13 protein-coding genes are annotated in these 12,719 nt (G+C 68.4%); 7 read left to right on the top strand and 6 right to left on the bottom strand.

The window, feature by feature from the left end; all coding sequences use genetic code 11:
- Positions 1–11: 11 nt before the first annotated feature.
- Positions 12–908 carry a deoxyribonuclease IV gene (locus VF167_01270; protein HEX6924031.1) on the bottom strand — a complete coding sequence of 299 codons (897 nt, stop codon included), beginning with the start codon at positions 906–908 and terminating at the stop codon, positions 12–14.
- A gap of 143 nt (positions 909–1,051) precedes the next feature.
- Between VF167_01270 and argC the strand changes: the two genes are divergently transcribed.
- The 7 genes from argC (at position 1,052) to VF167_01235 (ending at position 8,487) form a co-directional block, all read left to right on the top strand.
- Positions 1,052–2,053: an N-acetyl-gamma-glutamyl-phosphate reductase gene (argC, locus tag VF167_01265; protein ID HEX6924030.1), complete on the top strand. Its 1,002-nt coding sequence runs from the start codon at positions 1,052–1,054 to the stop codon at positions 2,051–2,053.
- Complete coding sequence (gene argB / locus VF167_01260; protein HEX6924029.1) at positions 2,047–2,796, top strand: acetylglutamate kinase; 750 nt, start codon at positions 2,047–2,049, stop codon at positions 2,794–2,796. The genes argC and argB overlap by 7 nt, the downstream gene beginning before the upstream one ends.
- Positions 2,797–2,839: 43 nt before the next feature.
- The gene (locus tag VF167_01255) at positions 2,840–4,021 is read left to right on the top strand and encodes an acetylornithine transaminase (GenBank protein ID HEX6924028.1); all 1,182 of its coding nucleotides are present in this window, start codon (positions 2,840–2,842) and stop codon (positions 4,019–4,021) included.
- Positions 4,018–4,614, top strand: a complete 597-nt coding sequence (locus VF167_01250) for an N-acetyltransferase (protein HEX6924027.1) — start codon at positions 4,018–4,020, stop codon at positions 4,612–4,614. The genes VF167_01255 and VF167_01250 overlap by 4 nt, the downstream gene beginning before the upstream one ends.
- Positions 4,615–4,689: 75 nt before the next feature.
- Positions 4,690–5,952 (top strand): argininosuccinate synthase, encoded by a 1,263-nt coding sequence (locus tag VF167_01245; GenBank protein HEX6924026.1) that lies wholly within the window; start codon positions 4,690–4,692, stop codon positions 5,950–5,952.
- A 28-nt stretch (positions 5,953–5,980) separates the two neighbouring features.
- Positions 5,981–7,393 carry an argininosuccinate lyase gene (gene argH / locus VF167_01240; GenBank protein ID HEX6924025.1) on the top strand — a complete coding sequence of 471 codons (1,413 nt, stop codon included), beginning with the start codon at positions 5,981–5,983 and terminating at the stop codon, positions 7,391–7,393.
- 248 nt (positions 7,394–7,641) lie between these two features.
- A complete protein-coding gene (locus tag VF167_01235) occupies positions 7,642–8,487 on the top strand; it encodes a zinc ribbon domain-containing protein (GenBank protein HEX6924024.1) in 846 nt (281 codons plus the stop codon).
- 100 nt (positions 8,488–8,587) lie between these two features.
- Here VF167_01235 and VF167_01230 read toward each other — a convergent pair whose 3' ends face one another.
- The 5 genes from VF167_01230 to VF167_01210 all read right to left on the bottom strand — a co-directional run bounded on the left by VF167_01230 (position 8,588) and on the right by VF167_01210 (position 12,648).
- Positions 8,588–9,367, bottom strand: a complete 780-nt coding sequence (locus tag VF167_01230; GenBank protein ID HEX6924023.1) for a Nif3-like dinuclear metal center hexameric protein — start codon at positions 9,365–9,367, stop codon at positions 8,588–8,590.
- A gap of 74 nt (positions 9,368–9,441) precedes the next feature.
- Positions 9,442–9,948, bottom strand: coding sequence for a polymer-forming cytoskeletal protein (locus VF167_01225; protein HEX6924022.1), 507 nt, complete (start codon positions 9,946–9,948; stop codon positions 9,442–9,444).
- Between the two features lie 26 nt (positions 9,949–9,974).
- Positions 9,975–10,775, bottom strand: a complete 801-nt coding sequence (locus VF167_01220; GenBank protein ID HEX6924021.1) for a peptidoglycan DD-metalloendopeptidase family protein — start codon at positions 10,773–10,775, stop codon at positions 9,975–9,977.
- 119 nt (positions 10,776–10,894) lie between these two features.
- On the bottom strand, positions 10,895–11,830 hold the full coding sequence (locus tag VF167_01215; protein ID HEX6924020.1) for a ParB/RepB/Spo0J family partition protein: 936 nt from the start codon (positions 11,828–11,830) through the stop codon (positions 10,895–10,897).
- On the bottom strand, positions 11,827–12,648 hold the full coding sequence (locus tag VF167_01210; protein HEX6924019.1) for an AAA family ATPase: 822 nt from the start codon (positions 12,646–12,648) through the stop codon (positions 11,827–11,829). Before VF167_01210 ends, VF167_01215 begins: the two co-directional genes overlap by 4 nt.
- Positions 12,649–12,719 lie beyond the last annotated feature (71 nt).

Below are 12,719 nucleotides of genomic sequence, written 5' to 3'. Positions count from 1 at the left end.
GCTTCCGCCTTTCAGGGCGTCCCCACCCACTCCCGCAGAAGCTGCAACATCTCCACATCCCAGGGGTCCGGAGTGGGATCGTCGGGGGCCACTTCCGGATGCTTCTGAGGGGTCTCCAGGATCAGGGGGACGCCGCGGGCTCGTCGATCCGCCAGCAGCCATCGGAACGGCTCGAGGCCGATCTTGCCCTTGCCCAGCAGGGTGTGCCGATCCCGGTTGGAGCCGAGCTCCCCTTCGCTGTCGTTGAGATGGAAGAAGGCGGGCGGCTCACCGGTCTCCTCCTCGAATTCGTCCAGAACGCGGCTGAGCGCCTCGGGCGATTCGCGCAGGTCGTACCCGGAAGCGAAGAGATGGCAGGTGTCCAGGCCGTACCCCGCGCGCGGCCGGAGCGCAGGCGGCACGGCCCGGAGAATGGCTCCCACCTCTGCCGCCGTCCGACCCACCGTACGGCCGGCGCCGGCGGTGTTCTCGACGAGCAGCCGGGTCTCTCCCTTCACACCCTGCAGCGCGCGGCTCATCGCCAGCGCCACCCTGGCGGTCGCCTCCTCTACCGAGCCCTTCCCCGCTGAGCCGGGATGAAAGCAAACCCCGCCCACTCCGAGGGTGGTCGAGCGCTCCATCTCCTTAGCCAGACCCGCCGCCGCGCGCTCCCACTTGTCGTCCTCCGGCGTCGCCACCCCCAGCACATACGCCCCGTGCACCACCACCTTGCGGGGGTCGATCCCCGTTTCCTTCAGGGCGGTGCGGAACCGCTCCACCCGCTCCGGACGGATGCCCGAGCGGTCGCCATAGAAGCGCGGCGGCGCGGTGAAGATCTGGAGGGCGCTCATGCCCGCGGCCGCCGCGCGCCGCACGGCCATGTCGATCCCGCCGTTGTCGCTGGTGTGCGAGCCGAAGTAGTATTGCATTGTCTTCCGTATCCTGGGTCGAAGCCGATCGCCCCCACGATGGCTCCGACCACGCACACCCGCAAGCGACCGTGTGCCCGAATGAATGGAATTTCATTCGGCTGGTTGACAATTCATTGCAGGTCACTAGCTTTCAACGCCTGATGAGCGACTCTGTCCAACGTATCGGCATTCTGGGCGCGACCGGGTACACGGGTCGGGAGCTGGTTCGGCTTCTGGTTCGTCATCCGGCGGCGCGCATCGTTTTCGCCACCTCGGAGAGCGAGGCGGGTCAGCCGCTGCGCGCGATCGATCGCGCGGCTCCGGATCTGACACTCGTTCACGCCGCGGAGGCTCCGCTCGGGGATTGTGACGTGGTGTTCTCCTGTCTGCCGCACGGCCTCTCTCTGGAGTGGGTGGAGCGGGCAGTGGAAGCCGGGCCGCGGGTGATCGATCTCTCGGCGGACCTGCGGGTGCCGAAAGCGAACGCTCCGGCGTGGACGCGACGGGCGGTGTACGGTCTGCCGGAGCTACACCGTGAAAGTATTCGTGGAGCGCGGCTGGTGGCCAATCCGGGTTGCTACCCGACGGCCGCCATCCTGGCGGTGGCGCCCCTCGCGCGGGCGGGCCTCGCCGGGACCGCGCCGATCATCATCAACTCCGCCTCCGGGGCAACGGGTGCGGGCAGGTCGCCCAAACGGCACCTGCTCTTCGCCGAGATCGCGGAGGATTTCAGCGCCTACGCCGTCGGAAACGTGCACCGGCACCTAGCCGAGATACGCTACCAGGTGGGGCTGGCCGCACAGGGCAAGGCACCGGAGCTGGTCTTCACCCCGCACCTGGCTCCCGTACGGAGGGGCATCCTCCAGACCACCTACCTCCCGTTGGCGGAGGGGGTGAGGCCGGCCGATGCGATCGGCCTTTGGCGGGAGGCATACGCGAACGAGCCGTTCGTGGAGGTGCTCGAGGATCGCATGCCGACGCTGCGCGACGCGGTGGACAGCAATCGGGTATCGATGGGGGTGACCGGCGTCGCGGACGTAGAGGTGCCCATGCTGGTGCTGGTCGCCGCCATCGACAACCTGTTGAAGGGCGCGGCGGGGCAGGCGGTGCAGAACATGAACCTGATGTGCGGCCTGGAGGAGACCCTCGGGCTGCCATGCTGAGTTCCGTCACCGTCGCGAAGATCGGCGGCAACGAGATAGACGATACCCTCTGGCTGGAGCGGCTGGCGCGCATCGTGGCCCACCGGACCACCCCTCTGGTGGTGGTGCACGGGGGCGGTCGGGAGGTGACCGAGCTGCAGCGGACTCTGGGGGCGGAGCCGGAGTGGCGCGATGGCCTCCGGGTGACCACACCGGAGGGGCTCCGCGTCGTTTCGATGGTGTTGTCGGGCCTGGTCAACAAGCGGCTGGCCGCTCTGTTGATCGGGGCTGGCGTCGAGGCGGTTGGGATCTCGGGTGAGGACGGGGGATTGCTTCGGGCCGAGCCGGCGCAGGGTGGGGCCTTGGGACTCACCGGCGAGATCCGGGAGGTCCGCCCTCAGCTCCTCCTCTCCCTGCTCGAGAGTGGCTATGTGCCGGTGGTATCCCCGGTTTCTCGGGGGCCGCAGGGAGGGGCGCTCAACGTGAACGCCGACGACGCGGCGTCCGCGGTGGCCACCGGGGTCGCCGCCGAAAGGTTTTTGCTCGTCTCGAACATCCCGGGGGTGTTGCGCGACGGCACGGTGATCCCGGAGGTGAAGGTGGAGGAGGTGGAAGGGTTGATCAGCTCCGGCGTCGCTTCGGGAGGTATGGCGCCCAAGCTCAGAGCGGCGGCGCGGGCGGCGAAGGCGGGCGTGCGCGAAGTGCGCATCGGCGGGCTCGAGCTGCTCGCCGGCGAGGGCCCGGGCACCCGGGTCGTCGCCTGATCGTTCTGTTCGACATCGGTTCACCGACTTCAGGACCTCTGTCATGACCACTGTCATCTCCGACCCCGCCCAGGCGCTGCTGGGAGTCTACCGCCCGGCGGAGCCGATCTTCGTTGCCGGCGAGGGCTCCAGCCTGATCGCGGAGAACGGAGAGCGCTACCTGGACTTCACCAGCGGCATCGCGGTGAACGCCCTCGGCTACGGCGACGAGGACTTCGCGGCGGCCGTGCGTGAGGCTCTGGACACGGGGGTGGTGCACACCTCGAACCTCTTCCGCACCCGGCCGGCGGCAGAGCTGGCGCAGTGGCTGACGGAGCATTCCTTCGCCGATCGGGTCTTCTTCTGCAATTCCGGGGCGGAGGCCAACGAGGGGGCCTTCAAGTTCGCCAGACGTTGGGCCCGGGAGAACGGGGGGGCCGAGAAGTACGAGATCGTTGCCTTCCGCGGGAGCTTTCACGGCCGGACCTGCGGCGCTCTGGCGGCGACGGATCGGCCTGCTTACCAGGAGCCGTTCCAGCCGCTGATGGGCGGGGTTCGCTTCGCCTCCGCAAGCGACGCGACGGACGTGCGCGCGCTCGTCTCCAGCGACCGCACGGCCGCGATCATCATAGAGCCGCTGCAGGGCGAGGGCGGGGTTCAGCCTGTGGCCCCGGAGTTCCTCCAGGAGCTGCGGGAGCTCTGCGACGAAGTCGACGCCCTCCTCATCTTCGACGAGGTTCAGGTCGGGCTCGGTCGCACCGGAACACTGTGGGCCTACGAGGCCGCCGGCGTGGTGCCGGATCTGCTCACGCTGGCAAAGCCCCTCGCGGGCGGTCTGCCCATGGGCGCGGTGCTGATGACCGAGCGCGTTGCACAGGCGATCCGGCCCGGCGATCACGCCACCACGTTCGGAGGTGGGCCGCTGGTGGCTTCGGCAGCGCTCGCCGTGTGCCGAAAGATCGGCGACCCTCGGTTCCTGGTGGAGGTCCGGCGCAAGGGTGCTCTGCTGGCGGAGCGCCTGGAGACCATCGCCCAGACGAACGAAGAGGTCGTCGCCGTTCGCGGGGCGGGATTGATCTGGGGCGTCGCGGTGCGCGGCAACGCTGCCGATGTGGTTGCTCGGGCCCTGCAGTCCCATCTGCTGCTGTGCGTGGCCGGCCCGAACGTCGTGCGCGTGGTCCCACCCCTCACGATCACGGACGAGGAGCTGGAGCGGGGTCTCGGCATCCTCGAAGCCTCCCTGTGATCGCCACCACCCAGTCCGGGAGTGACACTCTGGTCCAGATCGCTCCCGGCACCGGCCTTCCGCCGGCGATGAGCGCGGTCGCCCGTCCGCGCCGCGAAGCCGTCTCCGAGCGCGTCGTTCGGCCCGCGCCCGAGATCACGGTCCGCGCCGCACGGATCTCGGACATGCGTCAGGTCGAAGCCCTGGTGAACGGCTTCGCCCGTGACAACCTCATGCTCCCCAAGACCTACGATCAGCTCGCGCGGCTCTTCCGGGAGTTCGTGGTAGCGGTGGACCCGGAGGAACGCGTCGTCGGCTGCGGGGCGCTGCGCGTCTACAGCGAGGAGCTGGCCGAGATCGCCTCGCTCGCGGTGGACGAAGCGGTTCACGGAGCCGGGATCGGCCGTCGGCTGGTGGAGCGCCTCATCGCGGAGGCCCGCAGTCTCGGCCTCCGGCGTGTCTTTGCGCTGACGCTGCAGGAGGGATTCTTCCATCGCCTCGGCTTTCGCACCGTGCCGCGGGACAACTTCCCCGGTAAGGTCTGGGCGGACTGTCGCAGCTGTCCGAAGCTCCACGCCTGCGATGAGATCGCAGTGGCAATCGACGTGGAATAGCAGGGATCCGCCGGGTAGAGGAGCAAGTGCCACCCGGCCCGATTTTTATCGATTTCCTTGAAGGTTGAATCATCGATGCAGAAGATCGTTCTCGCCTACTCGGGCGGCCTGGATACCTCCATCATCGTTCCCTGGCTGAAGGAGAACTACGGAGCCGAGGTGGTGTGCGTCGCCGCCGACGTCGGACAAGGGGAGGAGCTGGAGGGGTTGGTGGCGAAAGCGCTGGCCTCCGGGGCGAGCGCGTGCACCGTAGAAGATCTGCGCGAGGAGTTCCTGACCGGCTTCGTCTGGCCCGTGCTGCGCTCGGGCGCGGTGTACGGGCGCAAGTACCTGCTGGGGACCTCGATGGCGAGGCCCATCATCGCGCGCCGGCAGGTGGAGGTGGCGCGGGAGGTGGGAGCCACCGCTCTCGCCCACGGCTGCACGGGAAAAGGGAACGATCAGGTCCGCTTCGAGCTGACCTATGCGGCGCTCGCGCCGGAGATGGCGGTCATCGCGCCCTGGAGGGAGTGGTCGATCCGCTCTCGCGAGGATGCGCTCGACTACGCGGCCCTGCACGGCGTTCCGGTCACCGCCACGCGCGAGAAGATCTACTCGCGGGACCGCAACCTCTGGCACATCTCCCACGAAGGTGGGCCACTCGAGGATCCCGACTATGAGCCTTCCGAGGACCTCTTCCTGCTGACGCGCTCGCCGGAGGAGGCACCGGATTGCCCCGAATACGTGACGATCGGCTTCGAGGAGGGTTACCCGGTGAGCGTGGACGGCGAGGCGCTCTCTCCCGTTGCCCTGCTCGAGCGCCTCAACGAGATCGGTGGATTGCACGGCATCGGACGGGTGGACCTGGTGGAGGACCGCCTGGTGGGGATGAAGTCACGCGGGGTGTACGAGACTCCCGGGGGCACCCTGCTGCACGCCGCGCATTCCGAGCTCGAGCAGCTCGTGCTGGATCGGCGCACGCTCGCGCTCAAGGACGCGCTCGCCCCGCGCTACGCGGACCTCGTCTACGAGGGGCGGTGGTGGACGGTGGAACGCGAGGCCCTGGACGCCCTGATCGATCGGACGCAGCGCACGGTGACCGGCGAGGTGCGCCTGAAGCTGTACAAGGGGTCCTTCTCGATCGCGGGTCGCAAGTCCTCATACTCCCTCTACGACGAGCGCTTCGTCACCTTCGGGGAGGACGACGTCTACCAGCAGTCCGACGCAGGTGGATTCATCCGGCTCTATGGACTGCCCATGCGGGTGGCGGCGCTGCGTCAGGCCGAGGCGCCCGCGCAGACCGGTCGACGGGCCCCGCAGGCTGAGGGGCGGGCCGAGCGGGTGCCGGTGGCGCTCTGATTCGTCGCTCCGAACCCAGCCGAGCACGATGAGCGATCGTTCAGCGGGCGCGAACCCGCCCGCTACGCCGCGCCTCTGGGGCGGGCGCTTCGCCGGCGAGCCGTCCGCGGAGATGGATCGCCTCAACCGGTCGCTGCCGGTGGACCGTCGCCTCTGGCGCGAGGACATCACCGGCAGCCAGGCCTGGGCCACCGCGCTCGGCGCCGCGGGCGTCATCACTGAGGCCGAGGCGGCGGAGCTCCGCGCCGGCCTCGAACGGGTGGCAAGCCGGTTGGCGGAGTGGACCCTCGCCGACTGGGACGCGGCGCCCGACGAGGACATCCACTCCCTGGTCGAGCGGCTCCTGCGCGAGGAGGTGGGTGACCTTGCAGGGAAGCTCCACACGGGCCGGTCGCGGAACGACCAGGTCGCCACCGACTCGCGCCTCTGGGCGCTCGGAGCGATCTCGCGGATCGATACGCTGCTTGCGGATTTGCTGAAAGCGCTGCTCGGTCAGGCGGAAAAGCACGTGGAGACGGTGATGCCCGCGTACACGCACCTGCAGCGGGCCCAGCCGATCTCCGCCGCACACTGGCTGCTCTCACACGCCTGGCCCTTGGAGCGCGACCGCGCGCGCCTGCGAGATGCGCTGGCGCGCGTTTCGGTGCTGCCGCTCGGCTCCGGGGCCATCGCCGGCTGCCCCTTTCCCATCGATCGCGAGCTGCTGCGGGAGCGGCTCGGCTTCCGGGAGGTCTCTCGCAACAGCATCGACGCCGTGGCGGACCGCGACTGGCTCGTGGAGCTCCTCTTCGTGGCGGCGATGATCGGCACGCACCTCTCCCGCCTGGCGGAGGACCTGGTTCTCTTCGCCTCCGCGGAATTCGGCTTCGTGCGCTTCTCCGACGAGTACTCGACGGGGTCTTCGCTGATGCCTCAGAAGCGCAACCCTGACGCGATGGAGCTCGCGCGCGGGAAGGCGGGAGGCCTGACGGGCGGCTTGATCGCCATGCTGACGACGTTGAAGGGTCTTCCCACCGGGTACAACAAGGACCTGCAGGACGACAAAGCGACAGCTTTCTCCGCCTTTGACACCCTGGAGACGTTGCTGCCCGCGGTGACCGGAAGCCTCGTCAGTCTGGAGATCCGTGCTGAGCGCTGTCGAGAGGCGGTGGATCCGGCGATGCTCGCCACCGACGTCGCCGACTTCCTGGTGCGCGCCGGCATTCCCTTCCGCACCGCGCATGAGATGGTCGGCCGGCTGGTCCGGGCGGCGGAGGACGGCGAAACAACCATCGACCAGCTCCCTCCCGAGGTCTTCAGCGAGGTGTCCGAGGCCTTTGCCGGTGCCGACCTCGCACGACTCTTCGATCCATTGGCGTCGCTGGAGGCCCGCGCTGGCGTCGGGGGAACGGCTCCGGCGGCCGTCCGGGAGCAGATCGCAGAGCTTCGTCGCAGGGTCTGAGGGCCTCGCAGCGCAGACTGGAGGGTTCGCTCGACCGGGCGTGGGTGCGCAATCGACGCGAGCGGATCACGGCTGGAGAACAGCGTGAGTAGATGGCGCCTGTACAAAGACGCACCTGGGTCGGCGCCCGGAGTCGGCACCGCGAAAGGCGTGGAGGCCATGGGAACCCGGAAACGCTTGAGCCAGCCCTGCCGCGCCGATACATTGCCCGCTCGCGCTCGAGCACCCTGTTATTGGTGGTGAACTGAATGGCTGAGATTACCTGTCCCGCCTGCGGCCAGCCCGCGAGCGGGCGTTTTTGCTCCAACTGCGGCGGGAGTCTTCCCGGTCAGGTGCACTGCGCCGCCTGCGGGAACGAGATCCCGGCCGGAGGGCGCTTCTGCAACCAGTGCGGTGCGGCCGTTGCCCGCAAGGCCACCGGTGCGCACTCCGGCGCGACGGCCGCTACAGATTCCCCCTCAGGCACCGCGTCCTCTTCTGCCAAAGCGCCAGCCTCCACCCTGCCCTGGGTGGTCGCCACGCTGGCGGTGCTGGCGCTGGTCGTTGCCCTCGTTGTCCCGCGAGGCGGTGACTCTTCGGGCCCCGTGGCTACGCCGGCGCCGTCGGCGACCGGCGGGACGGACGGCAGCGCAGGGTTCGGTGATCCCAGCTCCGTGGACCTGAGCTCGATGACGCCGCGCGAGCGGGCTGATCGGCTGTTCAATCGGGTGATGCAGAACGTCTCGGCCGGCGATAGCGCACAGGCGCGCTTCTTCCTCCCCATGGCCCTGGCGGCCTACGCGGACGTTCCCGAGCTCGACGCCGACGGGCATTACCACGTGGCCGTGCTGAACCTGGCCGGCGGGGACCCGCAATCGGCGCGGGCGCATGCGGACTCGATCCTGGCAGAGACGCCGTCGCACCTGTTCGGCCTGTTCACTGCCGCACAGGCGGAGCAGGCTCTCGGCAACACTGAGCGGGCGAGGGAGTTCTACGAGCGGTTCCAGGCGAGCTTCGCGGCAGAATCGGCGCTGGCGCGAAAGGAGTACACGGAGCACGCGGCGGTGATGCCGCTGATGCGCGAGGAGGCCGCCCAGGCATTGGGGAGCGAGTAGAGGATCGCTGTCGTCCTCCCAGTGCCTCGAGGGGTACCGCTCCTCGATGTTGGTGTCGGGATCAGCACGGAGGAGGGCAGGGACCGCGGCGCGGCTAGGATCAGAGTCCGGTGGGGTGCTCGATGAACGTCCAGGGGAGTCCGAATCGTTCCTCGAGATGGTGGGCGAGTGCCCGGACGCCCCACGTCTCCGTCGCGTAATGGCCGCCGAGGATGAGATTCACCCCCGCCTCCTCGGCGTCGAAGTAGTTGTGATGGGCGGCCTCACCGGTGATGAAGGTGTCGATCCCCGCCTCTCTTGCCCGCTTCACCTCCCCGGCCGCGCCGCCGGTGATCACCGCGATCTGCGACACCCTTTCCGGCCCCGCCGCGATCACCCGCACCGAGCCAGCCAGACGTTGCTCGAGGCGCTCGACGAGCTCCTCCCTGTCGATCTCTAGACGGCCGCGGACCCCGATCGGGAAGCCGCGGTACTCCCCGAAGCTCCCCTCTAGCTCCACCCCGATCTCCCGCGCCAGAACCGCGTTGTTCCCCACCTCCGGGTGCACATCCAGAGGTAAGTGTGCGCTGTAGACGGCCACATCCGCTTCGAGCAAGCGGCGGATTCTCCGGTAGCGCCGATCCGTCAGCCGCGGATCCGGGTCCCAGAAGAGACCGTGGTGCACGATCAGCAGGTCGGCACCGGCTTCGGCCGCGCGATCCACGGTCGCCTGAACCGCATCCACCGCCACCGCCAGGCGCGCCACCCGCCCCGAATTCGCCACCTGCAGGCCGTTGTGCGCCGTCGGATAGTCGGGCACTTCCGAAATGCGCAGGTACTCGTCGAGATGCGCGCAGATCTCTGCCAGATCGACTGACTGTGGTCCGCGGGATTTACTCACGGTTGTGGGAAAATCCGGTGGAAAACTCCAGGAAATCTCTGTGGAAAATCTGCAACAGCCGACGCCGCAATAACTTAGCCGATTGTGGAAAACTTGGGCTGCAAGCGCTGCTCGTCCCCGCTTTCGTCGGCTGATGACTTCGATTCCGGGCGCAGCGGCGTTGCGGTGGCGCTTTGCGCGGCGTCCTCGTTCTTCATCTGGATCTGGCCGTTGAAGGTGGCGCCCTCCTCCAGATGAAGGTGGAAAGCCGGTGCCTGGATCTCGCCTTCGACGACGCAGGACGCCTGCAGCTCGAGCCGGTTGTCGGCGATGACACGCCCCTTCACGCGCCCGCCGATCATTGCGTCGTGCGCGAAGATGTCGCCGCTCACCTCACCGCTCTGCCCGAGCACCACGGCCTTCGCCGCCCTCACGGTTCCCGTCACCATGCCCTCGATGCGCACCGTCCCATCGGTGTCGACATTCCCATCAATGCGCATTCCCGGCCCGATGATGGAGATCGCGCCCTCCCCCGCACCGTTGCGCGAAAGAGGAAGGGACCGGTCACGCGGCTTGCCGTCCGACTTGTTGAAGACCGCCATGGTGACTCTCGTGGTACTGGGTTGATTCAGGGGGCCGCGCCCGGCGGCTGGTTGACCCGGGTTCGCGGATCGATCGGCTCGCCATTCCTCCAGATCTCGAAGTGGAGATGCGGCGCGGTCGATCGGCCGGTGTTTCCGCTCAGCGCGATGACCTCGTTCCGGCGCACGGTGTCCGCCGGAGCGACGAACAGCTCGGAGGCGTGGCCGTAGACCGACTCGTAACCGCCCGCGTGCCGGATGCGGATGAAGTTGCCGTAGATGTCGTCGGATCCCGCTTCTTCGACTACTCCGCCGCCCGCCGCGCGGACGTAGGTCCCTTCGGCGACGGCGATGTCGATGCCGGGGTGCTCGCCGGGGATCTCGGCCAGGTGCTCGCGCGTCACGAAGCCGCGCCCGGCGAGCGGCCAGGCGGTGGGCAGCATGGCCTCGGCTGAATCGGCCGGGGCCTCTGCCGCCGACTTGGCACCGCTTTCACCGGCGCGCGGGAGCCAGATGCTGCCTGGCTCGCCGGCGCGATCGGCCCCAAGCATTTCCCTGACCTGTTCGTACTGTGCCTCGAGGCGCCGCAACGCCTCCGCCAGCTGCCGGACCTGCGCGTTCTCCTCCTGCAAGCGAGCGATCTCTCTTTCCAGCATCGGCACGCGTGCCGCCCGAGCTGAAACAAAAAGCCACGAACCGACCGATACCACCCAGACGACGACAGCCAAGAGGAGGAGAATGCCCACCACGCGGAGACGCCGGTAGGAGACCTCGAACGAGCGGGTGTTGAGGTCGCGGCCACCGTGGGGAACCACGATGAAGGTCATGCGGCGTTCGTCTCGCGCCATGCTTCTACGCTGATGGACTGGAGGGGCCAGGGCTGTTCAGCGGCGTGCGCAAGCGAGCCCGGCACGCCGGGAGACGCTCCAGGCAGGCCGGGCACGTTCGAGCAGTCGCAAGTCCCGGACTAGGACTCGCTGCTTCCGAGGAGCAGCTCCGTTACCCTCTCGAAATCTTCGGTCGAATAGAACGGAATCTCCACTCTGCCGCTGTTCCCCTTACCGAGGCGAATCCGTACCGCCGTGCCGAGGGCTCGCTGCAGCTCGCTCTCGATCTGTCGTAGGTGGGCGCCTCCGGGGCGCTCCGGTCGGGGCTTGCGAGCGGGAGGAGCCTGCCGGCGCCGCACTTCCTCCTCGATCGCCCGGACGGAGAGCCCCTCCCGGACCACGCGGCGGGCCAGATCGGCCATCTGACGGGGGTCGGCGATGCCGAGCAGGGCGCGAGCATGACCCATCGACAGCTCGCCACTCGAGACCATGCTCTGGATGCTGGCCGGGAGCTGGAGCAGTCGTAGCAGGTTGGTCACCGTCGAGCGCTCACGACCGACGCTCGCGGCTACCTCCTTCTGGGTGTAGCCGAACTCCTCGATGAGCCGCCGGTACGCCTCCGCCTCCTCGAGCGGGGACAGGTCCGCGCGCTGGACGTTCTCGACGATCGCCAGAACGAGGAGCGTACGATCGTCGATCTCCCGGACCACCACCGGCACCTCGGTCCAGCCGAGGCGCCGCACGGCCCGCCAACGGCGCTCTCCGGCCACCAGCTCCCACTCCGCGCCGGCGGGCGCTGCGGAGGACGCCGGGCGTACCACGAGAGGCTGCAGGAGCCCGTTTTCGCGGATGGAGTGCTCCAGTTCCGTCAGCTCCTCTTCGGTGAACTGGCGGCGTGGCTGGTAGGGGTTGGTGGCGATGCGGGCAACCGGCACCACCCGGTAGCCGCTGTCACTTGCGTCCGGCTCGTCGGGCAGATACTCCCCCAGCAGCGCACCCAGACCCTTGCCGAGCCGAGTGCGCCGGCGCGCCGACTCCGCGGGCGCGTCGGCAGCCGGCGTGCGTCGTGCGTTCACGCCTCACCCCCCGCGGAGCTCGCCAGCGGGAGCTCGGTCGGCCCGGAATCCATCGCGCTGCGGGCGATCACCTCCTGGGCTAACGCCAGGTAGCTCTTCGCCCCCACCGAGAGAATGTCGTAGAGGACGATCGGCTCGCCGAAGCTCGGCGCCTCCGCCAGACGGACGTTCCTGGGGATGGTTGTCTGGTATACTTTAGGACCGAAATATTCCTTGGCCTCCTCCGCCACCTGCTTGGACAGGTTGAGACGACTGTCGAACATGGTGAGGAGGACCCCCTCGATCTGCAGCGCCGGGTTCAGGTTCTTCTGAACGATGCGGACGGTGTTGAGCAGCTGCGAAAGCCCCTCGAGCGCGTAGAACTCGCACTGGATCGGGATCAGCACGGAGTCCGCGGCCGCCAGGGTGTTGAGGGTCAACATGCCCAGAGAGGGCGGCGCGTCGATCAGGACGAAGTCGTAGCGATCCCGCAGTGGCGCGAGCGCATCTCGTAGGAGCGTCTCCCTGCCGCGCCGGCGGACCAGCTCGACCTCGACGCCCACCAGATCGCGCGTAGCCGGGGCGACATCGAGGTAGGGAAAGTGAACCCGGGAGTTGATCACCGCTTCCAGCGGAACGTCGTCCACGAGCACATCGTAGATGGAGCGCTCCACCTCTTCCTTCTTGATCCCCACGCCGCTGGTGGCGTTGGCCTGGGGGTCGACGTCGATGACGAGGGTGCGCTTCTCCGCCACTGCGAGGCAAGCGCCCAGATTGATGGCGGTGGTCGTCTTGCCCACACCGCCCTTCTGATTGGCGATCGCGATGATCCGGGACAACGTCACTCCACGGCTGGGGTGTCGACGGGGCAGTCAATATAACCCGGCGGATCCAGCCGCGTCCAGAAACC

This window comes from Longimicrobiaceae bacterium (assembly GCA_036375715.1).
Lineage (GTDB): Bacteria > Gemmatimonadota > Gemmatimonadetes > Longimicrobiales > Longimicrobiaceae > DASVBS01.
The sequence above is the reverse complement of the archived record's forward strand: the minus strand, read 5'-3'. Positions and strand labels throughout refer to the sequence as shown.

Coding starts and splice junctions, on each gene's coding strand:
- VF167_01270 (HEX6924031.1), bottom strand. CDS start 908: ATGCAATACTACTTCGGCTCGCACACCAGCGACAACGGCGGGATCGAC.
- argC (HEX6924030.1), top strand. CDS start 1,052: ATGAGCGACTCTGTCCAACGTATCGGCATTCTGGGCGCGACCGGGTAC.
- argB (HEX6924029.1), top strand. CDS start 2,047: ATGCTGAGTTCCGTCACCGTCGCGAAGATCGGCGGCAACGAGATAGAC.
- VF167_01255 (HEX6924028.1), top strand. CDS start 2,840: ATGACCACTGTCATCTCCGACCCCGCCCAGGCGCTGCTGGGAGTCTAC.
- VF167_01245 (HEX6924026.1), top strand. CDS start 4,690: ATGCAGAAGATCGTTCTCGCCTACTCGGGCGGCCTGGATACCTCCATC.
- argH (HEX6924025.1), top strand. CDS start 5,981: ATGAGCGATCGTTCAGCGGGCGCGAACCCGCCCGCTACGCCGCGCCTC.
- VF167_01235 (HEX6924024.1), top strand. CDS start 7,642: ATGGCTGAGATTACCTGTCCCGCCTGCGGCCAGCCCGCGAGCGGGCGT.
- VF167_01225 (HEX6924022.1), bottom strand. CDS start 9,948: ATGGCGGTCTTCAACAAGTCGGACGGCAAGCCGCGTGACCGGTCCCTT.
- VF167_01220 (HEX6924021.1), bottom strand. CDS start 10,775: ATGGCGCGAGACGAACGCCGCATGACCTTCATCGTGGTTCCCCACGGT.